This window comes from Anabaena sp. TISTR 8404 (assembly GCF_056847745.1).
The window spans coordinates 6,808,865-6,834,948 of the sequence record NZ_CP180578.1; the positions used below are offsets into that span (position 1 = coordinate 6,808,865).

Annotated in this window: 27 protein-coding genes; 15 read left to right on the plus strand and 12 right to left on the minus strand. The window is 38.3% G+C overall.

The genetic code is table 11. The features are described 5' to 3' along the window. Positions 1 to 25 precede the first annotated feature (25 nt). Positions 26 to 226, minus strand: a complete 201-nt coding sequence (locus ACMX3D_RS29285; RefSeq protein WP_482749266.1) for a hypothetical protein — start codon at positions 224 to 226, stop codon at positions 26 to 28. Between the two features lie 253 nt (positions 227 to 479). On the opposite strand from ACMX3D_RS29285, the gene ACMX3D_RS29290 reads away from it, so the two are divergent. Continuing rightward, entirely contained in the window at positions 480 to 704 is a 225-nt protein-coding gene (locus ACMX3D_RS29290; protein WP_482749267.1) for a hypothetical protein, read from the plus strand. Positions 705 to 920: 216 nt separating this feature from the next. After that, positions 921 to 1,721 carry a phosphoadenosine phosphosulfate reductase family protein gene (locus ACMX3D_RS29295; protein ID WP_482749268.1) on the plus strand — a complete coding sequence of 267 codons (801 nt, stop codon included), beginning with the start codon at positions 921 to 923 and terminating at the stop codon, positions 1,719 to 1,721. A 94-nt stretch (positions 1,722 to 1,815) separates the two neighbouring features. On the opposite strand, the gene ACMX3D_RS29300 is transcribed toward ACMX3D_RS29295, so the two are convergent. Then, positions 1,816 to 2,046 carry a hypothetical protein gene (locus tag ACMX3D_RS29300; protein ID WP_482749269.1) on the minus strand — a complete coding sequence of 77 codons (231 nt, stop codon included), beginning with the start codon at positions 2,044 to 2,046 and terminating at the stop codon, positions 1,816 to 1,818. A gap of 116 nt (positions 2,047 to 2,162) precedes the next feature. Between ACMX3D_RS29300 and ACMX3D_RS29305 the strand changes: the two genes are divergently transcribed. The 7 genes from ACMX3D_RS29305 to ACMX3D_RS29335 all read left to right on the plus strand — a co-directional run bounded on the left by ACMX3D_RS29305 (position 2,163) and on the right by ACMX3D_RS29335 (position 8,860). Next, a complete protein-coding gene (locus tag ACMX3D_RS29305; protein WP_482749270.1) occupies positions 2,163 to 3,536 on the plus strand; it encodes an HNH endonuclease domain-containing protein in 1,374 nt (457 codons plus the stop codon). Beyond that, a complete protein-coding gene (locus tag ACMX3D_RS29310) occupies positions 3,521 to 4,618 on the plus strand; it encodes a DEAD/DEAH box helicase (RefSeq protein ID WP_482749271.1) in 1,098 nt (365 codons plus the stop codon). Before ACMX3D_RS29305 ends, ACMX3D_RS29310 begins: the two co-directional genes overlap by 16 nt. After that, the gene (locus ACMX3D_RS29315; RefSeq protein ID WP_482749272.1) at positions 4,611 to 6,437 is read left to right on the plus strand and encodes an ATP-binding protein; all 1,827 of its coding nucleotides are present in this window, start codon (positions 4,611 to 4,613) and stop codon (positions 6,435 to 6,437) included. Before ACMX3D_RS29310 ends, ACMX3D_RS29315 begins: the two co-directional genes overlap by 8 nt. A 67-nt stretch (positions 6,438 to 6,504) precedes the next feature. Continuing rightward, positions 6,505 to 6,774 carry a hypothetical protein gene (locus ACMX3D_RS29320; protein ID WP_482749273.1) on the plus strand — a complete coding sequence of 90 codons (270 nt, stop codon included), beginning with the start codon at positions 6,505 to 6,507 and terminating at the stop codon, positions 6,772 to 6,774. Beyond that, complete coding sequence (locus tag ACMX3D_RS29325; RefSeq protein WP_482749274.1) at positions 6,744 to 7,190, plus strand: HNH endonuclease; 447 nt, start codon at positions 6,744 to 6,746, stop codon at positions 7,188 to 7,190. Before ACMX3D_RS29320 ends, ACMX3D_RS29325 begins: the two co-directional genes overlap by 31 nt. A 22-nt stretch (positions 7,191 to 7,212) precedes the next feature. Further along, positions 7,213 to 7,590, plus strand: coding sequence for a hypothetical protein (locus ACMX3D_RS29330; protein ID WP_482749275.1), 378 nt, complete (start codon positions 7,213 to 7,215; stop codon positions 7,588 to 7,590). Between the two features lie 121 nt (positions 7,591 to 7,711). Beyond that, positions 7,712 to 8,860 carry a cysteine desulfurase family protein gene (locus ACMX3D_RS29335; RefSeq protein ID WP_482749276.1) on the plus strand — a complete coding sequence of 383 codons (1,149 nt, stop codon included), beginning with the start codon at positions 7,712 to 7,714 and terminating at the stop codon, positions 8,858 to 8,860. A gap of 49 nt (positions 8,861 to 8,909) precedes the next feature. Here the strand turns inward: ACMX3D_RS29335 and ACMX3D_RS29340 are convergent, their stop codons facing one another. The 5 genes from ACMX3D_RS29340 to ACMX3D_RS29360 all read right to left on the minus strand — a co-directional run bounded on the left by ACMX3D_RS29340 (position 8,910) and on the right by ACMX3D_RS29360 (position 15,080). Continuing rightward, complete coding sequence (locus tag ACMX3D_RS29340; RefSeq protein ID WP_482749277.1) at positions 8,910 to 10,067, minus strand: XdhC family protein; 1,158 nt, start codon at positions 10,065 to 10,067, stop codon at positions 8,910 to 8,912. Between the two features lie 374 nt (positions 10,068 to 10,441). After that, positions 10,442 to 12,058 carry a tryptophan halogenase family protein gene (locus ACMX3D_RS29345; RefSeq protein WP_482749278.1) on the minus strand — a complete coding sequence of 539 codons (1,617 nt, stop codon included), beginning with the start codon at positions 12,056 to 12,058 and terminating at the stop codon, positions 10,442 to 10,444. A 169-nt stretch (positions 12,059 to 12,227) separates the two neighbouring features. Further along, positions 12,228 to 12,374, minus strand: coding sequence for an SDR family NAD(P)-dependent oxidoreductase (locus tag ACMX3D_RS29350; protein ID WP_482749279.1), 147 nt, complete (start codon positions 12,372 to 12,374; stop codon positions 12,228 to 12,230). Positions 12,375 to 12,435: 61 nt separating this feature from the next. Further along, entirely contained in the window at positions 12,436 to 13,254 is an 819-nt protein-coding gene (locus ACMX3D_RS29355; RefSeq protein ID WP_482749280.1) for a hypothetical protein, read from the minus strand. Between the two features lie 947 nt (positions 13,255 to 14,201). Continuing rightward, positions 14,202 to 15,080, minus strand: a complete 879-nt coding sequence (locus tag ACMX3D_RS29360) for a hypothetical protein (protein WP_482749281.1) — start codon at positions 15,078 to 15,080, stop codon at positions 14,202 to 14,204. Between the two features lie 361 nt (positions 15,081 to 15,441). Here ACMX3D_RS29360 and ACMX3D_RS29365 point away from each other — a divergent pair, with 361 nt between their 5' ends. The 3 genes from ACMX3D_RS29365 to ACMX3D_RS29375 all read left to right on the plus strand — a co-directional run bounded on the left by ACMX3D_RS29365 (position 15,442) and on the right by ACMX3D_RS29375 (position 18,020). Then, positions 15,442 to 15,951: a GNAT family N-acetyltransferase gene (locus ACMX3D_RS29365; protein ID WP_482749282.1), complete on the plus strand. Its 510-nt coding sequence runs from the start codon at positions 15,442 to 15,444 to the stop codon at positions 15,949 to 15,951. Positions 15,952 to 16,199: 248 nt separating this feature from the next. Beyond that, a complete protein-coding gene (locus tag ACMX3D_RS29370) occupies positions 16,200 to 16,322 on the plus strand; it encodes a hypothetical protein (protein WP_482749283.1) in 123 nt (40 codons plus the stop codon). A gap of 213 nt (positions 16,323 to 16,535) precedes the next feature. Then, positions 16,536 to 18,020, plus strand: coding sequence for an acyl-CoA synthetase (locus ACMX3D_RS29375; RefSeq protein ID WP_482749284.1), 1,485 nt, complete (start codon positions 16,536 to 16,538; stop codon positions 18,018 to 18,020). Positions 18,021 to 18,319: 299 nt separating this feature from the next. Here the strand turns inward: ACMX3D_RS29375 and ACMX3D_RS29380 are convergent, their stop codons facing one another. Beyond that, complete coding sequence (locus tag ACMX3D_RS29380) at positions 18,320 to 20,581, minus strand: DUF1796 family putative cysteine peptidase (protein WP_482749285.1); 2,262 nt, start codon at positions 20,579 to 20,581, stop codon at positions 18,320 to 18,322. Between the two features lie 337 nt (positions 20,582 to 20,918). Here ACMX3D_RS29380 and ACMX3D_RS29385 point away from each other — a divergent pair, with 337 nt between their 5' ends. Both ACMX3D_RS29385 and ACMX3D_RS29390 read left to right on the plus strand, forming a co-directional pair. Beyond that, a complete protein-coding gene (locus tag ACMX3D_RS29385; RefSeq protein WP_482749286.1) occupies positions 20,919 to 21,143 on the plus strand; it encodes a DNA-binding protein in 225 nt (74 codons plus the stop codon). 4 nt (positions 21,144 to 21,147) lie between these two features. Next, positions 21,148 to 21,399 (plus strand): hypothetical protein, encoded by a 252-nt coding sequence (locus ACMX3D_RS29390; protein ID WP_482749287.1) that lies wholly within the window; start codon positions 21,148 to 21,150, stop codon positions 21,397 to 21,399. 6 nt (positions 21,400 to 21,405) lie between these two features. Here the strand turns inward: ACMX3D_RS29390 and ACMX3D_RS29395 are convergent, their stop codons facing one another. Both ACMX3D_RS29395 and ACMX3D_RS29400 read right to left on the minus strand, forming a co-directional pair. Further along, positions 21,406 to 22,107 carry a serine/threonine protein kinase gene (locus ACMX3D_RS29395; RefSeq protein WP_482749288.1) on the minus strand — a complete coding sequence of 234 codons (702 nt, stop codon included), beginning with the start codon at positions 22,105 to 22,107 and terminating at the stop codon, positions 21,406 to 21,408. Between the two features lie 274 nt (positions 22,108 to 22,381). Further along, positions 22,382 to 23,134: a thermonuclease family protein gene (locus ACMX3D_RS29400; RefSeq protein WP_482749289.1), complete on the minus strand. Its 753-nt coding sequence runs from the start codon at positions 23,132 to 23,134 to the stop codon at positions 22,382 to 22,384. A 141-nt stretch (positions 23,135 to 23,275) separates the two neighbouring features. Between ACMX3D_RS29400 and ACMX3D_RS29405 the strand changes: the two genes are divergently transcribed. Then, positions 23,276 to 24,649, plus strand: a complete 1,374-nt coding sequence (locus tag ACMX3D_RS29405) for a DUF2252 domain-containing protein (RefSeq protein WP_482749290.1) — start codon at positions 23,276 to 23,278, stop codon at positions 24,647 to 24,649. Between the two features lie 211 nt (positions 24,650 to 24,860). On the opposite strand, the gene ACMX3D_RS29410 is transcribed toward ACMX3D_RS29405, so the two are convergent. Together ACMX3D_RS29410 and ACMX3D_RS29415 are read right to left on the minus strand one after the other, a co-directional pair. Beyond that, positions 24,861 to 25,022 (minus strand): hypothetical protein, encoded by a 162-nt coding sequence (locus ACMX3D_RS29410; RefSeq protein WP_482749291.1) that lies wholly within the window; start codon positions 25,020 to 25,022, stop codon positions 24,861 to 24,863. 49 nt (positions 25,023 to 25,071) lie between these two features. Continuing rightward, positions 25,072 to 25,794, minus strand: a complete 723-nt coding sequence (locus ACMX3D_RS29415; RefSeq protein WP_482749292.1) for a CHRD domain-containing protein — start codon at positions 25,792 to 25,794, stop codon at positions 25,072 to 25,074. Positions 25,795 to 26,084: the final 290 nt, after the last annotated feature.

Here is a 26,084-nt window from a genome sequence, read left to right on the forward strand (position 1 = left end):
ATTGGCTGTCTAATTAATACACTTACTACATCGCCTGATTCACTAAACTCCCTGCTATTACAGGTTTAGACCAAGAACCAACCTCTGCATAACCTGTAGTATGCAGCTGATAGATTGTCTTCCTCACTAGTTCAGGACTACCGACTAATATATGTTTTATCTTTTCTCGCCTCACCTGGACTTGATTGCTGCTGTTATCTTCTAAAGTCACAAATTCTTCTGCCATAACGCACCTGTTTAATGTTGCAAAGTGGGATTAATCTGATGTCAGTTCGATGAACCTCTCCCCAACCCCTCTCCGACGCGGAGAGGGGCTTAAATATAAACGAAAAATTAGCTTTTAAAGCCTCTCTCCTTGCAGGGGAGAGGTTTGGAGAGGGGTTTTTCAAGCCGTCGAACTCACGTTAATCTGTTTCATGGTTTATTGTACGGTACGTATATGCGTACCGTACAAAGGAGATGTTGAAACTTAACGATTTATGATGAATCTTGATGATATGCAAGAGTTGTTTGTGACAGAGAAGCGTCAAGGACAAGAGTATCTTGGTTTCTATCTCCCACAGGGGAAGAAGGATGTGTTTAAGGAATACTGTCAATTTATTGACAGTACAATGAAGGATGAACTGGAGAAGTTTATTGATCAGTGCATATCTGATCCTAAGTTCCAGCAATATTTAGAAATGAAGCGTAAGTTAAAAGATTAAATAATGTTTCGTTCTAGCCAATTTCAGATTTTTAGCTTAGACTGAATCGGGTTGATGTATAAAAGCGCAACTGGTTGGGTTATAAGAACGTAATTAAAGCAGTAAATATACTATGTTTTGTTAATATTAGCTGCAAAATGCTACAGACTATATTTGCATAATTGCTAAGATATTAGTAATACTAATATACTGGTCAAACAGCATTAAAAAGTCAGCATGGCAGAGAAAAAAGTTAGGCACATTTTGGGACTTTCAGGGGGAAAGGATAGTACAGCTTTAGCAGTATTACTGCATAAAGAAATTCCAGAGATGGAGTATTTTTTTTGCGATACCCATAAAGAGTTACCAGAAACTTACGAATATCTTGACCGCATCAAAGCACGTTTGGGGATTAAAATTCATTACCTCAGTGACAAACGCGGCTTTGACCATTGGTTAGCAATTCATGATGGTTTATTACCTTCTCCCCAAATGCGTTGGTGTACGGTGAAGATGAAAATTAAGCCTTTAGAGGAATTTGTGGGGGATGATGAGGCTGTTAGTTACGTTGGCATTCGTGCTGATGAAAACCGTGATGGTTATATCTCCACTAAACCTAATATTAAACCTGTGTTTCCGTTTAGGGAAAGGGGTTTAGTTAAGGCTGATATTATCCGGTTATTAGAAGAAAGTGGAATTGGACTACCTGACTATTATCGCTGGCGCAGTCGTTCTGGGTGTTTTTTCTGTTTCTTTCAACGCAAGTATGAATGGGTAATGCTAGCGCAGGAACATCCTGATTTATTTCAAAAGGCTGTTGAGTATGAATCTAATCATGCTGATGGTCGTACCTATACTTGGACAGATGGGGAAAGTTTATTGCAGCTTATAGCACGCAAGGATGAAATTATTGCTCAACATGAGAAGTTGATGGCTAAAGAAAAAAATACGGCTTTTAATCCTCATTTGGTTGAAGCATTAGAAGAAAGTTTAAATCAAGAAAAAGATGATTTACCTTGTTTAGTTTGTCATTTGTAATTTTCACCAATATTAAATATTTTATTTTGACAAGAGCTAGTGCGTTAGCGAAGCTTAACGAAGTTATCGCCCTAACTCCTGTATCGTTTATTTCCTAACCTTGCTGTCTAATTAATACACTCACTACATCGCCTAATTCGCCTAAACTTCCTGCTATGACTGGTTTTGACCAAGAACCCACTTCTGCATAACCTGTAGTATGCAACTGATAGATTGTTCTCCTGACTAGTTCAGGACTACCGACTAATATGTGCTTTATCTTTTCTCGCCTTACCTGGACTTGATTGCTACTGCTATCTTCTAACCTCACAAATTCTTCTGCCATAACGCACCTGTTTAAAATTATCTCTGTTTTGTTATCATAAATGATAACTAATTTTCTAAAAAAGTTATCATAAAAGTTAACAAAATTGCGCTCGCTATCCTGTGATAATGGAAATCATGGGAAAAGCAGGACAAGCACTCAAACAGATTTTAGAGTCTTACAACATCAGCCAAAGCCAACTGGCGACAGGTTTAGGTGTTGAACGTCCGATTGTCTTCCGTTGGTATCATGAAAAAATTGATCCTACTGCTGAAACTGTTGCAGAAATTGTCAAGGCGTTAAATAAGATTAATCAATCAGCCGCTAATGATTTTATTCAAGTATATTTAGGAGATTTAATCTTATTTAAAAATCCAAGCATGAATCAGGACTTACCACTGTCAGATAAAGTTAATGTTACTGTCTTATCTCAAATATTTAACAACATCACTAACTCTTATAAATATCTTTACTTCTTATCAATATTAGATATTCTCAAAAGAAGAAACTTTGATACTTTATCACCTATTAGCTTTCGAGAAATCATCATTGAGATGTTAGCTAATGCTTGGTATCCTCACAATTATTTTAAGCTGTCTTTTGGAAAACAAGACCAAATTGCCAATAAACTAGATGCTCTTGAACTAGAAATTACAGAACCAATTTTAAAGTTTAGAGATCCAGAAAAAAAGCTTTTACGTAATACTATTAATAATCAAAATATTGATGATATTATTATTGATATTAATCGTTATGTATCTTATCGTTTAATTCGTCCTTTTTTTAAACCTGAAACTACAAAATTAAAAGATTATTTGGTAGATGCAAATATTGTAAATTTAGCCAATAATCAATTTGATAGTAAAAAGCCTTTATATTGTTTTAACGCTGAAGAAAAGAAAAGTTGTAACGCTATTATTTTACATCCAGATTGGATTGAGTATTTAGAAGAAAATTACACAATAGTTAGAGGTTGGGCATCTTGGGAATGGTTAAACTATATGCAGCAAAAAAACCCCAGTACCCCTAATATTGTAAATAAATTATTTATGCCACAAGAGAGGGATTCTTTAAAAGAGCAGAAGAAATATTGGATAACTATTTTAAAAAATAAAGATATTGAATGTATTTATTCTAAGGTTAAATTAAACAAGGATGAAATTTCCTTAGATCATTATTTGCCCTGGTCTTTTGTTGCTCATGACCAATTATGGAATATAATTCCGACTACAAAATCTGTTAATTCTGCTAAATCTAATAATTTACCATCTGAAGAATATTTTCCTGCTTTTGTAGAATTGCAACATAGCGGCTTAACTCTTGGATATGCAAATATTTCTAGAAATGAATGGTTAAAATATACTGAGTCATTTTTAGTTGACTTAAAAGTTAGTCAAGCTGAGGATTTATTAAATTTAAATCTTTTGAGAAATGCTTATGAAAAAACAACTTTGCCTCTAATCTCTTTAGCAACTCTGCAAGGTTTTAGCCCTAATTGGGTTCACAACTAAGAAACAATGAACCCACTTTAGTTATCTGGTTAGCCTATAGTGAAGAACTTTGCGAACAAGCAGTTACAGAATTTCAAAAAGCCTGGGACAGTTTAGGCGATCGCCCCATCTTCACCTACCGCTTCTGGGGCAACCATGAGTTAGACTTAGCACAAGCGCAAGATGGCTTAGTAGTAGCAGGATTAGCCAAAGTCTATCACGCCGCCAAAAAGAGTATTCGCTTTATTAATCAACTGGGTGTGCGTTGTTCATTGGTAATTATCGATGAAGCCCATCAAGCAGTAGCCGAAACTTATAAACTCGTTTTAGATTCCCTCGTCGTCCCCTACGAAAAAACCGCCTTATTAGGTTTAACCGCCACACCCGGAAGAACTTGGGCTGATATTAACACCGATGCACAACTAGCAAAGTTCTTCGCCCAACAGAAAGTTACTTTAGAAATTCCAGGTTATGACAACCCGATTGATTATCTCGTCGATCAACAATACCTAGCTAAAGTTAACTATCGTTCCTTATTTTATGAAACCGGGATTGAACTAACTCCCCAAGACCTGAAGCGGATTAATACAGAATTAGATATCCCCCAATATATCCTCAATCGGTTAGCAGCAGACGAACAACGCAACCTCCGCATCATCCTAGAACTAGAAGCACTCGCCCAACATCATCAACGCATCATCGTCTTTAATACCTCCGTCGAACACGCCCGACTCATCGCTTCCATCTTGCGTTTGCGGGGGTTGAATGCTGATGCGGTGACAGGTGAAACTCCCAAATGGGAACGAGAAAAGCTGATTCAAAGCTTTAAAGACGAACAGCCGCAAACCAAGATTTTATGTAACTACGGCGTATTAACCACTGGCTTCGATGCACCCAAAACCAGCGCCGCCGTTATCGCCCGTCCCACCAAATCCCTTGTTCTCTACAGCCAAATGGTAGGACGCGCCATTCGCGGACTCAAAGCTGGGGGTAATGCGATCGCCGAAATAGTCACCGTTGTCGATAGCCAACTCCCCGGTTTTGGTTCAGTAGCATCAGCCTTCCACAATTGGGAAGACGTTTGGAGGAAAACCCATGAATAACGCCCATGATATTGTTCCGACTCACCTCGCAGTCCAAGCCATGCGAGATAACGGTTATAAAAACGCTGCATACGCTTTAGCCGAATTAATGGATAATGCCATTCAAGCTGGTGCATCGCAAGTAGAACTGCTGTGTGGAGAACGTAAACAACAAGTGGAAGGGAGGAGGCGATCGCGCATTGACGAAATCGCCGTGTTAGATAATGGTTCTGGGATGGATGCTGATGTTTTACGTCTCGCCCTGCAATTTGGCAATGGTACATATTTAGATGAAAACAAACACACCGGAATCGGTCGTTTTGGCATGGGTTTACCCTCGTCTTCCATTTCCCAATGTCAGAGGGTTGATGTGTGGTCATGGCAAAATGGCATAGAAAATGCACTGCATAGTTACCTGGATTTAGATGAAATCAAAAATCGGCGGATGACCGAAGTACCAGAACCAACTGCTAAACCCATCCCCATGACTTGGAGAAACATCGGTCAAAATTTTGGTGACAGTGGCACATTAGTAGTGTGGTCAAAAATCGACCGTTGTATGTGGCAAACTGGCAAAGCCATTATTAATAACTCAGAATTTGTGATTGGGAGAATGTATCGCAAATTTCTGAACAAAGATAAAGTCAAAATTCGCATGGTAGCATTTGATTTAGATGCTTTATATGACATTTTTATCCAAAAATATGCCCTCCCCAATGACCCTGGTTATCTAATTGAAAAAACTTCCTGTCCTGCACCATTTGATAATCAGCCAATGTTCCGACCTTGGGAAGGAGATACATCTTATGAAGCAACTTATAAAATTAATTTTAAAGACCAAGAACATGATGTAAAAGTGCGTTTTTCCTACGCCAAAGAAGAAGCGCGTCAAGCCGAACCCGGAAAAAACCCTGGTAGTTTACCCCACGGACAACACGCCGCTAAAAATGTGGGGGTTTCTGTTGTCCGTGCAGGAAGAGAATTAGAATTAGACCAAAATTTAGTTAATAATTACGACCCTACAGAAAGATGGTGGGGTATCGAAGTTGAATTTCCGCCATTACTCGATGATATTTTCGGCGTGACAAATAATAAACAATCAGCCCGTAATTTTGGTGAAATTCTCCAACTAGATATTGAATCTTTATTAGAAGAAGGTAAAACCGTCACTCAATTAAAAGAAGAATTACTCCAAGACGAAGACCCAAAACTGCCTCTGTTGGAATTAGCTCATAAAATCAGCAGTCAATTAAGTTTAATTCGCCGCTTAATCAAAGCTCAAACAAAAGGTACTCGTACCACAGAAAAACGCCACGGACAAGACATTTATAAACCGGAAAAAATAGCAACTACCGTAACGCAAGAGCGTAAATCTCAAGGTTACAAAGGTAAAAGTGATGCCGATGAAGCATTACCCAAAGAAGAACGCAAACAAGTTATTAAAGAAACTCTCAAAGAAGAAGGTGTAACTGAAACAAAAGCCGAATTGTTAGCCGCAACTACAGTAGATGATGGTTTGAAATATACCTTTATCGAATCACCTCTTGATACTCCTGCTTTCTTCTCAGTTAAACCCAGAGGAGGAGCAATTATTGTTACATTAAATACTAATCATCCTGCTTATCAAAACTTAGTAGAAATTTTAGAAGAAGATGTAGATAAAGCCGATATAAATACCTTACGTTCTCGGTTAGTTAACTCTTTAGATGGCTTAAAATTATTATTAATGGCATGGGCAAGATATGAGGATGAACAGCCAGATGGTCAACTCAAAAATAATGCTCAAGATACCCGCATTGATTGGGGTCGAGTCGCCAGAAGATTTTTAGAGAATGAGTAGCGAAGTGATAAACTGCGATCGCCTATGAATTGAGGCACAATAGAATCAAAGAAGTTATCAACACACAATGACTACTCAATTGATGGTTCAACCCTCATCCCTAATATCTTCTGGTATTAAGATGAGTGAATTTGGTGACATTTATCTGTTTAAATTTACCGATGAGCTACAGTCTCGCTTTGAAGAACTATTAGAGAAGAAAAAAGCTTCGGCGCTCACTCCTGAAGAAGAAGCCGAATATATAGGTATCTCTGAATTAGAGCGAATCTTTACCTTGATTAACGCTCAACTAGCAGCGAAAAGTAAATGGTGTCCGAACAAACTCGAAAACTTGTAAGACAACGAGCTAAATATCTTTGTGAATACTGCCACTCTCCAGAATACTTAAGTCCAGACCGTTTTACCATTGACCATATTATGCCGCAGTCTTTGGGTGGCTCAGATGAATTGGATAATTTAGCATTAGCTTGTCATCGCTGTAATGAGCGTCACTATAATTTTACAACGGCGACTGATCCTAAAACCCAAGAACAAGTCCCTCTATTTCATCCTCGTCAGCAACAATGGTCTGACCATTTTATCTGGACAAAAGACGGGATCAAGATTTTAGGTACAACTTCTACAGGAAGAGCTACTAGCGAAAGATTTGATTTCAATGATGAGCGTAGAGATGAGCCTTCGATTCAAGTGGCTCGTGGTTTTTGGGTAGAAGCGGGTTGGCACCCCCCGCAATCAGATCCACGTCAAGGATAAGATAAAGCTTATGGAGTGAACAATGGCTACTACTACCCTAACTAACCAAAATCCTGAAATAATTAAAAATTATATCATTCAACTATTAGAACAATTAACAATTGAATATCAAAATAGTAAATCAGAAAGACAAGCGATCGCACATCAATTACATACATCTGAAGCAGAATTTACAGTATTAGAAGAAATTGAACTACTAACTACAGATATTCGAGGGTATGCTAGTCAAATTAAAGCTAGAGGTTATATAGAAAATCCACAACAAGAAATTGAAAATCTACAACATAAACGAGTGTTTGATATTCCTAAAATTGCTCAATTGTATTTTAATAATTCCCATCAATACGAGAAGATTAAATCTTATTTAAGAATGTTAGACTACTTAAGACTATTAATTTGAGAATATTTAAACTTTCAGTAAAAGTGATTAAGTTTCACGCAGAGGCGCAAAGACGCAGAGAGTTGCTATCATAATTCTCTGCGTTCCTCCGCGTTTACTTAGCGTGACTCTGCGTTAAAAAATGACTAACATAATCTACCTCGATTACCACTCAACCACTCCCGTTGACCAGCGAGTAGCAGAGAAAGTCATGTACTATATGACTACTGCTTTTGGTAATGCTAATAGTGTAGATCATGGTTATGGAGACGAAGCAGCGCAAGCAGTTAAACAAGCACGTCAACAAATAGCCCAATTAATCAATGCTTCGCCCAAAGAAATTATCTTTACCTCTGGTGCAACAGAAAGTATTAACTTAGCAATTCAAGGATATATTTATCAACAGAATCATCCGGCAAAAATAATTGTTTCTCCTGTTGAACATAAAGCCGTTTTAGATACCTGTAAAGCATTAGCTAAAAAAGGACTAGCAGAAATTATTTGGTTAAAAGTCAATCAACAGGCGCAGATTGATTTAGAACATCTCGAAAAAGTCTGTGCTGATGGTGCTTCCTTACTCTGTGTGATGGCGGCTAACAACGAAGTAGGGACAATTTATCCTATTCAAAAAATTGGCGCGATCGCCTCCTCCTACAATATCCCTTTTTTATGCGATGCTTCCCAAGCCGTCGGTAAAATTCCCCTCAACTTTCAAGACTGGGGTATTACCTATCTCGCTATTTCTGGACATAAACTTTATGCACCCAAAGGCGTTGGTGCGTTAGTAGTGAAAAAAGGTAATCATCTTCAACCACTTATTTACGGTGGTGGACATCAACAGGGAATGCGATCGGGTACGCTCAATGTACATGAAATAGTTGGTTTGGGGGAAGCTTGCAGATTGAGACAATTGGAAATGGAAAAAGATGAAACTGCGATCGCAAATTTACGAAATCACCTACAAAACCTACTCCAAGCTGTAATTCCTGAATTAGTGGTGAATGGAGATTTAAACAACCGTTTATCAGGTAACTTACATATTTCTATCCCTGATATTCCCAATACTGCTATGATTGCTAGAGTTCGTCATCAATTAGCGATTTCCACAGGCGCAGCTTGTTCATCAGGTGTTGTTGCGTCATCTCACGTTTTACAAGCTATGAATTTGGCAGAAAATATAGTTGAGGGCGCGTTAAGAATTGGTATTGGTAAATTTACAACTCAGGAAGAAGTAGAAAAGGCATCTTTTCTATTAATCAATACAATAAATAAAGTTCGTCAACTTTTTTAGAGGATGTTGTCAGAAAACTCATAAGGTATAAGCTGAAATCTGCAATAAATCAGCACATTGTGAGTATTCTTGGCTCTAGAAAGCAATGGATTGAACCAAGGCGATCGCGCAAGAAACTAGCAGAACGTCCACCAATCACAGCTTGAATTTCTGCCACGATGGCGAGCGCAATTTCTTGGGGTGTTTCAGCAGCAATATCTAATCCTACAGGGTTATAGATTCGTTGTTTTTGTGCAGTTGTGGGAAAGATGTTGTCTTGGGCCAGGTCATCCCACAATTTTTGCATCCGGTGCTTTGGGCCTAACACACCCAGGTAACGCACTGGAGACAAAATCAGGGTCTTGAGAAATTTTAAGTCGCTCAGATAGCGGTGTGTCATGACAACTGCTACTGTTTGCTGTGTCAGCAAATGTTGATATGAGTCGGGATCATCGGGTTCACACAAAAGAATTTGGTCAGCTTGGGGAAAGCGATCGCCTCTCAGATATCCTGGCCGATCATCAATTACAGTCACATACCAACCCAGATATTTCGCCAACTGTACTACGGGAACCGCATCATATCCAGAACCAAATACCACCAGTGGTACTATTGGCTGAATTACCTCGATCAACACATCCACTCGTCCTTGCGGTAGGGTATAAGATTGTACGCGAGTTTGTTTTTCTCTCAGTGCATGGTGAGTGTCTGTTTCAACTCTTTGAACGATGACATCGCTAATCATCCCATTGATGATCGTGCCATCAGATTTCAGCATCAGTCGAGAACCAACTGTAATATCTGAAACTCCTTCTACCTTAAATACAGTAGCGATCGCCCCCGCTTGCTGAGACTGCAAACAATCCTGAATGAAAGACATCTGAGTAATAGCAGTTTCATCGCCCAAAGATTCGATTAAAACATCCACAACGCCATTACACCCCAAACCAAAGCCAAACACAATATCTTCACTCGATGTAGTGTCATATCTCACCAGCATTGGCTCACCACCCTCAAACATGAGTGATTGTGCTTTTTCAAAAACATCGCCTTCCAAACAGCCACCGCTAATTGCACTAATCATCTGTCCATCTTCAACCAGTAACATTCGCGCCCCTGGTCGGCGATAAACTGAACCACTGGTTTGTACTACTGTTGCTAAAGCAGTGCGCTGTCGGGACTGTTGGCTGTGTGTAAATGCTTGTAGGATATGCTGTAACTCGTTCATTAGTTCTTACCCACTACTGAGTAATCGATTTATCTAGAGCATCGATTCAGTAATCACAAACCTAACCCCCCAGCAGAGTTCCCTACTAGGGAAGGGGTAGCTCAACTCCCCTCTCCGAGGCGGAGAGGGGATGGGGGAGAGGTTCTTCCAGTATTACTGAATTAGATACCAATTTCACCCACACTGCGCACCCTCACAAGGGTAGGTTTTTAACCCAGCAATAAGTCAGTAATCTAAAAACCACGAGAGAATTATTATTCCATTCCTACACCCTGACACTTCTATACCGCTGCACCCCAAATCAATGTTTTTAGGTATTAGTAAGTAATCAAGCGGACATGATATTACTTGTACTTTCCTGCAAGAATTGTGATTTATTGATAGGAAAGTTGCGGTAAGAGATATTCAGATTTTTCTTGTGACTTAACCACATAAGTCAAGTATTCATATTGAGAAGGCAAAGTTGAACTCAAGTAATTAGCTTTTTGTTGAATTTTCAGAAATGCATTCTGGGCATTGTGATTGTTGATATATTCTAAAACAGGCAAGCTTTGTTCAGGGAAATAATTTAGCCCAAGCAACATTACCGAGTAAGAGTAAGACTCGAAGCCATGATATTTTTGGTTGATACTTTTGTTAGTTGGCAGCTTAGTTTTCCATAATCTTAATTTTTCACGCACTTCTTCCGGTACTTTGATATCGTTTTTAGTTGCCTGCCAAAACTTTGTGTCTGCGCGATCGCTTGCATGGTAATGCAGTATCAAGAAGTCTCGTACACCATCTATGCAGTTAGCAATAGCATTATTGTAACTACAAATCATCTCTTCATTCAAGATTTTAGGAGAAAAGTGGTTAACTAACTCTTCAATTCCATGTTGAATAAAGAAGATACCAGTAGACTCTAGTGGCTCGACAAATCCACTAGAAAGACCTATGGCTACACAATTTTTTACCCATGAGTTGCGGTTGCGTCCAACTCTCATTTTAATATGAGAAGCTTTGCAGTTATCAGCCTCACGACCTAGATGCTGGCGAAATTCTTGTTCTGCTTCTTCAGGAGAGATAAAAGCACTGGAGTAAACATAGCCTGTACCGTTCCTACCATACAATGGTATGTCCCAAACCCAACCAGAAGAAAGTGCAGTTGCTGTTGTGTAAGGGTTGATACCATTTTTCTTCATGTCGGTAGATATCTGCATTGCAATCGCGCGATCGCATAGCAGTGATTCTGAATAAGAAATGAACGGTTCACCAAGCGCTTGGTTAATTAGAAGACCACGAAATCCGGTACAGTCAATGAATAAGTCTCCAGAAACAATGTTATTTACTCTAGTGTTGAGGCTATCTATACTTCCATTTTCAGCCAAATTAACATTAACTACATCATCAACAATTTGCTTTACACCTCGTTGCATAGCATAATCTTTCAGAAACCTAGCCATAAGGTTGGCATCAAAATGATAAGCATAGGGGTACTGAACTTTCAAATGATCCAGTACACTTTTGTTGCCGACATGCTCACGGGAAAATATGTTTTGAACTTTATCATCAAAGACTTTTCCATCAAGATATCTAGGAGACCTTTGATTGTCGCATAACCAAGGAGTTAAAAAGCAGGCATAATCAAATGCTTCCTGATTTTTGTGCATTTTTAACCACCATTCACAGATATCAAAGCCATCGATAACTTCATATCTTTGAAATGGGTGGTAAAAGTGTTGTCCTTTACTGTTCCAGTTGACAAATTTAATTGCCATTTTATAGGTGGCATTACATTTTGGCATCCATTCGTGTTCTTGGAGACCAAGAAATTCAAAAAATACTTTGATTGTACTAAAAGTCGCTTCACCAACCCCAACCGTTGTAATGTTAGAGGACTCAATCAGGGTAATATGAATATTTTTATCGAAAGCTTTGCTTAAATAAGCTGCTGTCATCCACCCGGCTGAACCACCACCAACAATTACCACATTTTGTATAGACTGTGACATAGAGAAAATCCTTTTTGATTGTTGAGTTAAATCTGACAATCAGACCATATCTGACTGTCTTAATTACGAATTGGTATGAAGGTTAGTTTTCAAATAAACATCTTGCACGCATATTTGAAAAAAAGAATGTTCAGCTTCATACAGAGAAAGAAATTAATTTCAAGCTCTTCTAATCGATAATTAGTGTTTGTCCACCGACAGTATCGATATCAGCGATCGCTACTTTGGCTCCTTCTTGTGCAAAGTGCTTTCCAGTTTCTTGACTAATCCCAGAACTAGCTCCCGTAATTAGAGCTATTTTGTTAGCTAACCACATGATTCAACTTACTCAAAATTTTGCTTCAACAATTACTAACTCTTAGAGACTCAATTTGTATTCACAGGTCTTCATTTACTTGAAAAAAACTGTGTTGACTACATTGTATTTTTACATGAGCAAAGAACATTTGAATCAAACTTGTCATTACATTAAATACTTGCTCTACCATTGCAAAAGCTTCTTGATACTGTTCTTCTGTTAAATATAGGTTTTTGGAAAATAGCTCTACTTCCTTTATGCTCATAGTATGCCCTGTTTCTACATTCAAATGAAAATCTCCAAAATATACATATTTATCGCCAGTAGTTGCTTCTAGTTGTTGGGTGACTTTTATACTGTTAGAAAACATGATATTTCCCGTAGCTTCTAACACTTCGATAATCACCAACTTCAGAAGTGGGGTTGCTCCTGAAGAATATTTTAAAAGCTGCTCAATTACCCAACGTGATATCCTAGTTTCTTCACCCCATAAAAATTTAATTGCATCAGTAAATTGTAAGGAGTGATCAAAACCTAGTTTTTTCAAATCAGAGATAAACCATACCCAATGATGATCATCTTCTTCCGTATGTTCATTAATTAATAATTGAATTGGGTCGCTTGTTGGCTCTACTCGAAATACATATTTATTTAATTCATAAAAACCCATAATAAAAGGAGCCGCCAAGGGTGTCCAAATTAGTTTTAACTGAGGTTCTACACTGCTATCTTGCATGAATTTAAACAATGGCAAAGCAGCAAATTCTTGCTTTTTGATATCAATCAATTCAAATATTTGATTTAAACTTATAGTTTGGTCATTGGTCGGCTTATTACTAGTATTTATATCACAAATTATCTCAGGATTAGAAATTAATTTTAAGTTTGGTGCTGGCATTATTTTCTCCTTTTTGATTGGTGTTAATAGCTCAATTTAAGCGCCTATGATTGAATTCAATTGCCACCCATAGGGAATCGACCGAGATATGTGCAAAAAAAGTAGCATTATCAATCACTATTGCAGAGTAAGTATTATTGACTTACTTACTCCCCTAAAAATAATATTGAACGACTCAAAATTTTGCACACTAAAACCAAGCTGTCATGCCCATTAATGAGCTTTTAGGGCATGTTTCATTTGCAAGTAATCTACTCTCTCTACCTGTTGCTGAAACCTATTTAGTTCAAGCATTCTGCTACCTACTGCCATCTTTTAGTCTGCAATATGCGTGAAATAGTGGGATGCTAAACATCTTTGCAATCACCAGCGCAGACAAAAGACATCAGAGTTGTAGAAAAATATCAAACTCTTCAGAAATACATTTAGACCAAAGTCATGGTTCTCGAAATACTGTCGCAATTCCTCGAAAAGGATACATAGTGACACAACTTTAGTAGGAAAATGTATTAATTCAGACTTAGAAAGTGCAACAGCTTGTCAGCCATTCAGCTAGTTGCTTCTTAGTACCTCAACTTTTTTATAATATTTTAATAGTTCTAAATAAAAATATCTATCTCAAGATAGATATTTTTGATTTAACGGTTGCATAGCATCATCAGCTATGGGAAATTAGCATGAAAACAAAAAATTCAGGGTTTGGGCGGTTAAGGATCTAAGTAAGTCGGTGCAATAAAACCGAACTATGTGAAAAAAAGTAAATCAGGCTCAAAGTCTTTCTCCCCCTGCCCCCTTGCCTAATTCCAATAATAATTATTTATGCCGACCTACTTATCTATGGGTGTTGGAGTGTAGGTATTGAAAAGCCTTACACCCAGTCTCAACAGACAATTTTTGTGGGTAAGTCCTGTTCTGATGAAGTAGCGTATGTGTTCTGTTCTGATAATTCAATCAGCTTTTGTCTGAGCAATAGCTAGTGAAGGGCGTTGCCACAAATAAATAATTAGTCCCCAAAATGGTACAAAGCGTACTAAGCATAGTACTTTTTCGTTATGCCATTGGCGACGTGCCATATCATCTTTAACTAGCCATGACTGAAAAAACCAAAATACAAATAGATCTGTCAAAAACGAATATGCTAGTCGGTCACTGAACAATAATTTTAATAGAGCTTCCCAGCGTGTTGTAATATCACCATACTCAGGACGTGCAAATGCTGCCCAACCCAAGGAAACGACAAAAACCACCGCTAAAACTGAAGGTAGAATTCGGCTTTCTCCGATTTTTTCTAGAAATGTCAAAGAATTTGTGGGTACTTGCGGATTCGGTTGACGCAATCCCAACCAAGGTAGAAAAAATAAATTTGTGAGAAATGCTGTACCAATTAAAAATGTAATTATCGAAAATCGCTGATTGCGACCATCAATCACAAAGCCCCAAAATAATATTCCCCAAGTCACCACAATGTTGAATAATCCCTCTAGTGCTGGATTGTTAACTGGTGCTGCACTTGGAAATATAATTGGTAGTACTAACCAAAAGTTCAAGCTTAAATTTACTATTTCTTGTAGTGTTTGGGATGTGGTGTGCAACAGTGATAATCCTGGAGGGAAATCACTTAATAATAAATAACCAACGTAAATTAACCATACACTCCATATAAATATTCTAGATAACCTTACTGATATATCATTTTTGCTAAAGTTAGAAGACCTGATAATAAATTGTTTTAATTCGTTGAACATCATTCTCTCAAAAAAGCTATAAATAGTTCTGTTATTTTTATTTTGAGTGCTGCGATCGCCTCTTTGGGCAAATAGTAGCAAATAAGATGTTTTCTACTCAACTCGCCTTTTTTAGACTTGTGTAATCTTATTTAAGATAGTACATTTGTTTTGATATCCTAAGAGGATGTTTGAAAAGTTTTGAGTAGTCACAAATTATGCTAATCGCCTAACCATAATGCTAATCATGGCAAGATAAATAAAAGTTTCTGATGTTTCAGGTAGTCACTCATAGTCTAACGATACGGAGGGCAAATCAATGTAAATAGTACACTAGGCCAAGGCTCAACTTTTCAAATTAACCTTCCCCTCAAATTTTGACAAAAATCACTATATTCCTTAACGGATAACTTTCGCGAATTGGTAATTGACAGTAAATAATTTTTCTATAATTCATTTTAAAATGCTCAACATTCGTTGTGAAACCTTGCCAGATTATCCAGCAATAGCTGAAGTAAATATATTAGCCTTTGGGCAAGAAAACGAGGCTAAAATTGTGGAGAAAATTCGCTGTTCAGACCGCTATATTCCAGAACTTTCGCTAGTTGCAGAGATTGGAGATGTTGTAGTTGGTCACATTTTATTTAGCTATATTGACCTAGTAAATGAAAAAAAACTACAGGTAATTGGTTTAGCACCTTTAGCAGTTCATCCACAGTTTCAAAGACAAGGTATTGGCAGCGCACTAGTAGAAACAGGATTAAAAATAGCCAATGTCAAAAAAGAAGCCTTAGTAATTGTATTAGGTCATCCCCACTTTTATACTCGCTTTGGCTTTCAGCCTTCTATTGTATATGGCATCAAATCTCCCTTGCCAGTACCAGAAGATGTTTTCATGGCTAAACCACTACAAAACTATCAGCCAAAGTATACGGGTAAGGTTGTTTATCCACCTGCTTTTGATGAGGTGTAATACTTGTTTGGTGCTGACTTATAACGGTTAACAGCCCGCCGTCAACATACCTTATGAGTAATTGTATAATTTAAAGGCTCCATACCTTAATGAGCAGTATATTGCCTGAATTAAGTAATAAGCGTGAGATGATTTTTCAGTATTTCAACTGATTTCATAAGTTGATCCCAAAGGTAGAAATTGTAGGGTGTTCAAGTGTCATCAGTGGGAAAAAATACCCACTTTTTTATCCTCAGGTTACTTAGCTTATGAAAGTTACATTGATTAAGACACCCTATGTAGTCATCGGCATTCTGATGGTGGCAAATTACGTGCTTTTCACCTTAATACTCAAATATTTGGATGATATTACTTTGTTATTTGGTAATTGATCAGCTACCGTGCATATAAGTTGCACATCTTGTTGTTTAAAGCTGTTGATTTTTGAAAGTTGACCGTTAACTGTTAACGGTCAACCTATTTTAGATTTTTAGACATCATCTGAGATTCAGCACCAGAAAAAGTAAAAAAAGTTCAAAAAACATTTGAGATTGCTATATGCTGTCAGTAATTAGACTGAATCAAGCATAAATCGGTAAAGAAAAGTGAATCTCTCTTTAATTACTCGTGCTGAAAAATATAACGAAAAAATAGCGATTTTTTCAGATGCAGGAGCATTTACATATCAGGATTTGCTGCATATTTCCAGTCAAATTGCTACAAATCTTTTGAAGAATGTAGAAGATTTACAAGAGCAACGAGTAGCTTTTCTGATTCCGCCTGGGTTTGAGTATGTAGCTACTCAGTGGGGGATTTGGCGTGCTGGTGGAATAGCTGTACCTCTTTGTATTTCCCATCCACGACCAGAATTGGAGTATGTGATTACAAATTCAGACGCATCGATTATTATTGCCCATCCAAAGTATGAGGATATACTGAGAGCGATCGCTTCTGCACACAATTTACGATTTATCCTGACTTCCGAAGCACTTCCAGATCATGTTACTCATCTGCCAGAAATAGATATTACTAGACGTGCATTGATTCTCTACACAAGTGGCACAACAGGTAAACCAAAGGGTGTGGTAACAACTCACCAAAATATCCAAGCGCAAGTGACTAGTTTAATTACTGCTTGGGAATGGAAATCAAGCGATCGCATTCTCCACGTACTCCCATTACATCATATTCATGGAATTATTAATGTACTGACTTGTGCTTTATGGGCTGGCGCAGAATGCCATATGTTGAGCAAGTTTGATGCGGAAGTTGTTTGGAATCGCATTTGTGATGGTGACTTAACTTTATTTATGGCAGTACCGACAATTTATGTAAAGTTAATCGCTGCTTGGGAAACGGCTTCTGCTGAACGCCAAAAAATCATGTCAGCAGGCTGTGCCAAAATGCGCCTGATGGTTTCAGGTTCAGCCGCTTTACCAGTACAAGTTTTAGAAAAGTGGCAGAAAATTAGCGGTCATTTCCTGCTAGAACGCTATGGGATGACGGAAATTGGTATGGCACTATCCAACCCTTTACATGATCAACGTTACGCAGGCTATGTTGGTCAACCTTTACCGCAAGTGGAAGTTAGATTAGTGGATGAAAGCGGAGAGTTAGTTCCACCAGGGACACCAGGAGAAATTCAAGTTAAAAGCCCAGGCGTATTTTTAGAATATTGGCAAAACCCCGAAGCCACCGCTAAAGCTTTCCGTAATGGCTGGTTTTGTACTGGAGATTTGGCTGTGGTTGAAAACGGTAACTACCGCATTCTCGGACGGATGAGCGTAGATATCATCAAAACTGGCGGCTATAAAGTTTCAGCTTTAGAAATTGAAGAAGTACTAAGAACCCATCCAGATATTCAGGAATGTGCAGTAGTGGGAGTTGCTGATCCTGAGTGGGGTGAACGAGTTTGTGCGGCGTTAGTATTGCAACCAAAACGCCAGTTGACATTAGAAGCTTTTAGAAGTTGGGCAAAAGAGCAATTGGCTGTTTATAAAGTACCAACTAGAATTTTGACAGTTGCAGAATTACCGCGCAATGCGATGGGGAAAGTGACTAAGCCAGCAGTAATTGAGTTATTTCGCTAAATATTTTTTTGTTTCACGCAAAGGCGCAAAGTTAGCTAGTAGGTTGGGTGAAGGTGAAACCCAACAATACTATGCTGTTTGGATGTTGAGTTTCTAGTTTTTATATCAAGCTAAAAATCTAGCTGAACCACAACTGATGCGATCGCACTTCCTTTGTTTTGCCTTGCTTGTAGCAACTTCCACGTTCTATGTAATACCAATTTGCTCAAGTCGGGAAACCCACCCACGTAAGTGGGCAGGTGGGGTTCTTCGGTTTTAGTAAGTAATCAAGCGGACATGATATCATTCCGAGGTGGGACTCATCCCTTCGGTGGATTTGGTGGACACCAAAACAGATTTTTACTAGACACACCAAGAGATTCCAAAATTTCGCGCATGATTTCTGTGCAGTACATCCAATGCTCTAAGTCATCATACATGCGATCGGGATTAAACTCGACATTATAATGCAGCACATTAGGTATATCTAAAAACTCATCAGAAGCTTGGGGAGAAAGCAGCAAAAGTTGAAATAGTTTGCCTTGGCAGTGTTTTTCCAGTTTGTTGACCAAATCAATCACGCCACCGCGGTTTGCAATCCCTGTGCGGACAAAAAGTGCTTGGTCGCAGTTCTCGATTGTGTACCAAAACCGTTGGGAACGTGCTGTATAACGAACGCGCATCCGTTCATAAACGGGAGACATATCGTTAACAGGGTCGTCTGTGTCTTCAACTTCATGGGCAAAGGATAAACTTGTCCATTTGCTGTGATAAATTCTGCCTGCTTCTGGATTGTAATGCAGGAAATGAGGATTCCACATATCATCAAAACGGTTTTCGATGATATCTGCAATGTCTGCAATATTGGTAGTGCGAGTTAAATCAAAGGGAAAGGCGGGGCCGTCATACTCCATTTTATACAGCATCATCCGCACAGCACAGCGATCGCCCAATGGTACAATTGCCACCCGACTGATATCTGATAATTTACACTGATATTGAAACAGCACAGCAGATTGTGATGGCACTTTCACCCGGCTTTCTAGGCCTTGATTGCCAATCATCATTGTGCGGAAAGGAATATCAGGATGCAGTGGGTCTTCATAAACACCTGCTGGCATTGCTTTTAGGGCTTGCCGTACCTCTTTCCACATGGGATGAATATTGTATTCGTGGTCTGATTCGTTGATTACCCAGAGATGGCGTTCGTCTTTTTGTAAAATCCCCAGATGTCCGTCATAAAACAAAACTTCTGAGTTATTCGGCGCAAACAAATTGAAGGACGCAGTGTATTCTACATCAGCCCCAGGTGGTATTTCTACGGTTGTGGCGATCGCACCATCTGCTTGTACGGCGAAGAAGGGCAGTGTTCCAGGCTGGGGATTTTTGGCAACGTAAATACCTGGGAGTAATTTGGCTTTGCTTTGCAGGACAGTTTGCAGTTCTTGCCAATAGGGAGCGATGGTGTAGCTGTATTTTGATGGATTTTTAATTCGCAAACGCTTCTCTTCGATACAAGCACAAACATAAAAGCCTGCATTGTCAAGATAAATGGGAATTTCGTTCGGTTGCCAAAAGTGTTGCTGTGCTTTTGCTAATTTAGCTTTGTCAATGTCAAACAGTTGCAAGTTGATGGCTTCATACATCAGGCGATGACCGATGGTGTTAGGGTGGGCTGGGTCGAAGGATATGCCCTCGCGCCAGCGTCCCTGGCCATTATCTAAGACTGCCAACCAATCCAAAACCGGAACACCCCAATCTAACATCCGATTGTGTGTATCTTTGAGTAGCCACTGATGCTCCGGAGAGTAGTCATTATGCGGATAAACTCCCCCTAAAATCGGCAGCGCTCCCAGTGTCTTTGTCATTTTCACCAGTTGCTGCAAACCACTTTCAAACCGTCTTTGTACTGCTCGCCGTTCGTGAGGGAGACAGTAAGCTAACCCTTCGTTACCGAGAGACAAAGCAATAATTACTACATTTGTTTGTTCTGGTGTAACTACAGAACCAAAGCGGGCGATCGTTCGGCTAACGTTGGCTCCCACCTCTGATAAATTTACTACTGTGTGTCCATAGTTTTGTTGCAAAGCCTGTTCTAGTAACCAGACCCAACCTTGCAAAAACCAAGCTTTATGCCCTAAGGCAACAGAACTACCAATAACCACGATTTTTAAACTTTCAGATTCTTCTGTCAAAGACTTTTTAACAGTAGTTGTCGATTGTTCAAGGTATCCAAACGGATAAGGCTGTAAATAACCGAATGCGCCATCATCCACCACAATAGTACTGGAATACACTTGATTATCAATTGGTATCCAACGATTAAAACCTAAAGCTTCCCATTGAACACGACCTTTGGCATCGAAACGTACATATTTATATTCCACTTTCTGAAAATCGCCTGATTCCAAAGATGGCTGAATATCAATTTCTGTGTCTGTCCACCATAAAGGATAGCGATCGGCACTGGTGCGGAGGTGAACACATCTAGTAATATCCCACGATCCCAATTGGGGAGTAGAACCGACCAGACCAATGGATTCACCAGTTTGTGTATATGCACTAACCTGGAATCGATACATAGATTTTTTGTTGATTATTTATTAAGAATAAAATGCCAGTATGACGGCTAGTATTACATAATACATTTAAGAGGATGTTTGAAAACTTTTTAGTGTTGTATTCAATAATTTACTTTAAAAAAATTATTGGTTTTTGCTTCATAAGTTATTTATATGGCTTGCTACTTTATCTTATCCTTAAATGTTTTTAAAGTAGTCAGTATCATGTTTTTAATAATTCCTTAATAAGGATTACCAAAGCTTAAATTATACTTAATCAAGAAAAAATATTTAATATTTATCAGACATATTTAACTCAACACAGCCAAGACAAGCCAATAATAACGAGTAATAAATAATGACTATACAAAAAAACGAACGAGTTCAAATAAATTTAGATTTATCAGCAGAATTATATGCAACGATAAACAATCTGGCAAAACAAATAAATGGAGATAATGCTGAGGTTTTACTAAAAGCGATCGCACTATTAGAGGTAGCATTAGAAGCCAAGAAAAAAGACAAACATCTCTGGATTGTAGACAATCAGCATAACCTAGAAACTGAAATTGTAGGCATCTAAAAGTATGATAAATGTAAAAGATATATCACAAATAATTGCTACTAAAGGTGAAAATCCACTAATTATTTCAGCAGTAAACAAACAGCCCCAAGAAGATGCAGCACTTGAGCGAAAGTTGCGAGAACTCCAATTTAAACAAGAACTTAGAAAAAATTGGATATTATTTATAGTTAAAGATGTAGTAATTTATTCGGTGATCATGTTGTTTATTTTTGCTGTTAGTGGTTATTCTTTATTTATGCATATCTATAGATAAATTAGATTAACGTTTTAAATATTTGAAATGTATTAATTTTCGGAATAATTGACAACAGTAATTTTTCACAGATTTTACCAGACGATAAGATTTGCGGACTACATCTAAGGCAGAGTATGGCACACGCAATCGAAGTGGACGCAACACGGGGCGATATAACCAGTAATAAGCCTTTTTGAGGTCATTCCACTTTGAGCAGGCTTCTTGATGCAAAAAATCTGAAATATCGACAACTAATCCTCTGCCTTCATGCATCATGACATTACGCCCGTGAACATCATGAGGGTACAGTCCGCGACTTCTGGCATAATCTAAAGCTTGATCAATGTCCTTTATTACCTGCCTAGGAATAGGTAAACCCAAGTGCATACAATCGTAGAGAGTCGTTCCATAGAGTCGTTTCAATACTAAAAAGCCATCAGCGGCATAGAAACATTCAGAAAATGCAGGATGAGAACCTAAACGACGGTAGACTTCTACTTCCTCTTCATAGCCTGGCCTTCCTGGAGCATAAATCTTAACTACACATTCAGGGTAGTCAGGGTGAAAAACTACTACAGCATAATTTCCTTTGCCGAGTAGTCGCCAAGGTTGTGGAAGATAGTTGACTTTGATGGGATTATGAGGATGAACACTTGCAATTTGTAAGCTAGGCAGTAGTTCCTGATAAATTCTTTTGAGCAGATGCGATAGATGAGATTTGTTCATTCGGTTAACTATCTGACACCAAACAACAAGTTAAACTACTTGATTTATCTCAAATATTACGGTAAGAGTTGCCATTGAGCTAGATTTTTTCATGCTAATTGCTTTTGTGAAGATTTTTGCAAAAATCATGGTGCGATCGCTGCAATCCTCATATTCTCACCAAACATCTCCCCATTGCGGTGCGAGTGTATGACTTCACTAAGGTTTTGTCTAAAATATTTTTATATTGAAAGATGTGTAATTGTTTGTCCTTGTGAAACGGTAATGTAAGTGCTTATTTGATATGAGGCTTCAATAGCATTACAGATAAAACTTGATAACCTTCACCTTGACGCATACATTGGCCATCAGCATCTAAAGGACAAGGAGTTTGGGCAAGTGTTAGGCGAGTTCCTTCAATATACTCTGCTGTAATCTCAACTTGTTGATTCTGAAAAGATTGCAATTTAGTTCGAGAAACTTGAACAGATGGACGCAACACTAATCGACTGTTATTGGGAGTGTTAGTCACCAGAAAAAATTCTTCTCCCCGATAAGCTCTAACTGACATTACCGAAGGGATTGGTTCATAAATTAATTTTCCACGCCAAGTAGATGTTTTTGATTGATTGACACTTCTATTTAATTGCTGCCACAATCCTAAATTTTGATTTTTAGCATTCGCTTCTGCAATTAAATATTGCGTTTTGTTCTCAGAACAATCTTGTATAGTTTCTCTGTTGACAACAGCATTACCTGACTCTACCAATAGCAGATTTACTGAGTGATTATCTACATACACTTCCCCAACTGCGCGATCGCGATCAAGTTGTTCTGTAATTCTAATAACGACAGGATTTCGAGGTGGAAGTAGCTGTTTTAGCTTTTGTATTGCTGGTAGATCTACCTGGGTATTTGCCTTTGGTACATTAATACACGCTAACTTGACTGTAATTGTTTGCCCTGCATTATCTTTCACTTGAATCGTCTGTCCGTCCACAATTCCAATTACTGTACCTAGCACTAAAATTAGCTCCAGTAAATCCATATATTTTGGAAAAGTAAAAATTAAAAATAACACAAAATACACGCAATTAAGAAAATAGGTTAAGAACTGGTTATTGGATATTTTTTTAACTCTGGGGTAATCTAACAAATGTAAATCAATTGACAGGCTTAGTCCGATTTTATGTTAAAACTAATAAGTGTAATTTTCAGCTTGGCAATTGTAACTTTCGGGGTTGCATCTACCGCTCAAGCTGCAACTCCTCGTCAAAGTTGGGTAGAAAATGAAATCTACCAATACAATCATCAATTTGCTTCTCAATTACCTCAAGAACTAGCAACAAAAATGCAAAAGATGGCGGCTAGTCCTTTCGCCTTTTATCGAGGGACTGCTCACATCTTTTATCGTGATATGCAGACATTACCAAGTTCAGCATTTGTTAATTCTGCAACCTCAGCTATTTGGTTAGAAGGTGATATGCACATGCAGAATCTTGGGGGAATGCGGGATAGCAATGGTAACAACGTGTTTGATACCACTGATTTTGATGAAGGCTATCTTGGCCCCTATGTTTGGGACTTACGACGGATGGCGGTTTCAATTTTTTTAGCAGCTAAAGAAAATGGCCTTAGCTCTAATGATGCTCAAGATGTGGTGCGGAATTTTCTGGATACTTACCTCAACAAAATGAGCGACTTTAAGGGAACTAATGATGAATTATCTTATCGTTTAGAATCCAGTAATACAAACGGTGTTGTTAATGATTTAATTCAACAAGCTGCTAGTAAAAGTCGTTCCAGCTTATTGAGCAAGTATACGCAACTCAATAGCAATGGCGATCGCATTTTTCAAACAACCGCTGAACTTCAACCCTTATCTAGCAGTACCTATTCGAGTATTAGTACTGCAATGAGTAGTTATATAGCTTCAATTCCTAGCAGTAAGCGCTACAGCAATAGTTATTACAATCTCAAAGATATTCGTTTGAAATTAGGTTCAGGAACTGGTAGTCTCGGCAGATATCGATATTACTTGCTCATAGAAGGCCCCAGTTCTGCAACCGACGACGATCGCATTTTAGAAATGAAGCAAGAAACTAGCAGCACTGTAGCAATTGCTGTTCCCGGTTTGTTACCAAGTTCTGTATATGGGAACAATGAAGGCGCAAGAGTCACAATCGCCACGAAGGCCATGCTTGCCAATACTGATCCTTTAGTTGGCTACACTACAGTAAATAATATCTTCTTTATGTTGCATGAAAAATCGCCTTACCAAGAAGACTTTGACTATACATTGCTAACAACCAAAACAAAATTCATGGATGCGATGGGATATGCAGGCAAAGTTGTAGCTAAAAACCATGCTATTTCTGACAAGGATTACAATGATGCGATCGTTTCCTATAGCGTAGATAAAGAAGTAACAGATATTGTAAGCGGTAACAAGGCTGCATTTAAAAACGAAATTGTTAACTTTGCTTTAGACTATGCAACTCAAGTAGAGTATGACTATGCAAGTTTTATAGATGCTTTAAATCGAGGAGTAACTCTCTACTAAATATTGCTTGAAAGCAATATTTTCTCATAATTTATTTTGACAAATAAATTATGAATTCTGAATTTGCGTCAAAATAGCAAAATGGGTATGTATTTAGTCCATACCCATTTTGTTTTAAACAATTACAACACAGACAAATTACAGCAGATTGCAAGTGAATGAGGTACAAATTTGAAGAATAAAGCTATATACTACGAGGCTTTCAAAGCTGTTAAGCGTTCCCTGTTCCCTGTTCCCTGCTGTAGATATTGATACTTTGTGGAATTTGAGCAGGTAGTAAGAATTTGTCAGGGATGATTCTGGAAGTATTCAGACGATTTCGTTGATTAATTTCTTCCTCAATACCTTTGAGTTCATTTTGGAAAGTTAACAAGGCTGATTTCACCTGTGGCTGAGATGCCCAATTTTGTCTCGTAAGGAACTTAATTTTCTACCGGATGTAATTGACCCCGAATATCTCCGTAAAAGGTCTGGCCTTTTGTATGCAAATTAAAATAAAGTTCACTACGTCCGGCATAATGCTGCATTCCGGCAATTGTTCTGACTTTTCCTGGTTTCCCTGACTCAATTGGACATCCCAAGGTGTAAGCCCCTAAAAGGTCATTGGCTGAATCAGCAGTCTTTTCGATATTTTCATCTGTGATTTCTGCGGAAAAAATACCGTCAGCAAAGTTTTTTTGAATGTCGCCAGCAAGGGCAAAGTCAACTTGGATAGGGCCAAGCACATCTGGTTTACCGCAATGGATATGAAACATGACTATATCTTGAGGATTTACGCCTTCCACCTGAACATCAACAAATGCTTTACTCAGGTCTTTTGTGAATCGCACCACTCCATGTCCGCGTGATTTACGCTGATTTCTGGGTACAGAAGGTGCTGTAGATCGCAAAGATGGCGGGACGAGTTTTGGCGTATTCTCCTCTTCTCCTGGTTCTTGATGAGGACTCAAAAAAGCTTCGTAAACGAAACCGATTTCTTTACTCTTACTTAAGTCAAGGTCAACTTTGCTTGACTGGCTTAAGGCGATCGCGATCGCTTGGTTTTTATCTTGGAAAACAACATTGATTCCTACTTGAGCGAATACACTTAGCAATGTAAAACCCACCAGCAAAATCAAGGTTGTGAATATATATTTAATACGCATAACATCCTCCTTATAGATATCTCAGTATTCATGGCACGCCAAATCTGCAATTAGGCGAAAATTTCCGCATAATTGCTTGATTTAGGATATTTATCCGGAATTATTCTATCTAATCTTCTTATTTGAACATTGCATTATACAGACAGCTTCAGTGCAATTACTTAAATTTGTTTGATTGGTGATTGTTGTTTATTGACTAGTACTTTAATGAGAAAAACCTACAGATAAATCTGAGGGGTCAAACTAAAATCGAACATCCAAAATTTGTTGACTGTTTAACGTCAACAAAC

Coding starts and splice junctions, on each gene's coding strand:
- ACMX3D_RS29285 (WP_482749266.1), bottom strand. CDS start 226: ATGGCAGAAGAATTTGTGACTTTAGAAGATAACAGCAGCAATCAAGTC.
- ACMX3D_RS29290 (WP_482749267.1), top strand. CDS start 480: ATGATGAATCTTGATGATATGCAAGAGTTGTTTGTGACAGAGAAGCGT.
- ACMX3D_RS29295 (WP_482749268.1), top strand. CDS start 921: ATGGCAGAGAAAAAAGTTAGGCACATTTTGGGACTTTCAGGGGGAAAG.
- ACMX3D_RS29300 (WP_482749269.1), bottom strand. CDS start 2,046: ATGGCAGAAGAATTTGTGAGGTTAGAAGATAGCAGTAGCAATCAAGTC.
- ACMX3D_RS29305 (WP_482749270.1), top strand. CDS start 2,163: ATGGGAAAAGCAGGACAAGCACTCAAACAGATTTTAGAGTCTTACAAC.
- ACMX3D_RS29315 (WP_482749272.1), top strand. CDS start 4,611: ATGAATAACGCCCATGATATTGTTCCGACTCACCTCGCAGTCCAAGCC.
- ACMX3D_RS29320 (WP_482749273.1), top strand. CDS start 6,505: ATGACTACTCAATTGATGGTTCAACCCTCATCCCTAATATCTTCTGGT.
- ACMX3D_RS29325 (WP_482749274.1), top strand. CDS start 6,744: ATGGTGTCCGAACAAACTCGAAAACTTGTAAGACAACGAGCTAAATAT.
- ACMX3D_RS29330 (WP_482749275.1), top strand. CDS start 7,213: ATGGCTACTACTACCCTAACTAACCAAAATCCTGAAATAATTAAAAAT.
- ACMX3D_RS29335 (WP_482749276.1), top strand. CDS start 7,712: ATGACTAACATAATCTACCTCGATTACCACTCAACCACTCCCGTTGAC.
- ACMX3D_RS29340 (WP_482749277.1), bottom strand. CDS start 10,067: ATGAACGAGTTACAGCATATCCTACAAGCATTTACACACAGCCAACAG.
- ACMX3D_RS29345 (WP_482749278.1), bottom strand. CDS start 12,058: ATGTCACAGTCTATACAAAATGTGGTAATTGTTGGTGGTGGTTCAGCC.
- ACMX3D_RS29350 (WP_482749279.1), bottom strand. CDS start 12,374: ATGTGGTTAGCTAACAAAATAGCTCTAATTACGGGAGCTAGTTCTGGG.
- ACMX3D_RS29355 (WP_482749280.1), bottom strand. CDS start 13,254: ATGCCAGCACCAAACTTAAAATTAATTTCTAATCCTGAGATAATTTGT.
- ACMX3D_RS29365 (WP_482749282.1), top strand. CDS start 15,442: ATGCTCAACATTCGTTGTGAAACCTTGCCAGATTATCCAGCAATAGCT.
- ACMX3D_RS29370 (WP_482749283.1), top strand. CDS start 16,200: ATGAAAGTTACATTGATTAAGACACCCTATGTAGTCATCGGCATTCTG.
- ACMX3D_RS29380 (WP_482749285.1), bottom strand. CDS start 20,581: ATGTATCGATTCCAGGTTAGTGCATATACACAAACTGGTGAATCCATT.
- ACMX3D_RS29385 (WP_482749286.1), top strand. CDS start 20,919: ATGACTATACAAAAAAACGAACGAGTTCAAATAAATTTAGATTTATCA.
- ACMX3D_RS29390 (WP_482749287.1), top strand. CDS start 21,148: ATGATAAATGTAAAAGATATATCACAAATAATTGCTACTAAAGGTGAA.
- ACMX3D_RS29395 (WP_482749288.1), bottom strand. CDS start 22,107: ATGAACAAATCTCATCTATCGCATCTGCTCAAAAGAATTTATCAGGAA.
- ACMX3D_RS29400 (WP_482749289.1), bottom strand. CDS start 23,134: ATGGATTTACTGGAGCTAATTTTAGTGCTAGGTACAGTAATTGGAATT.
- ACMX3D_RS29405 (WP_482749290.1), top strand. CDS start 23,276: ATGTTAAAACTAATAAGTGTAATTTTCAGCTTGGCAATTGTAACTTTC.
- ACMX3D_RS29415 (WP_482749292.1), bottom strand. CDS start 25,794: ATGCGTATTAAATATATATTCACAACCTTGATTTTGCTGGTGGGTTTT.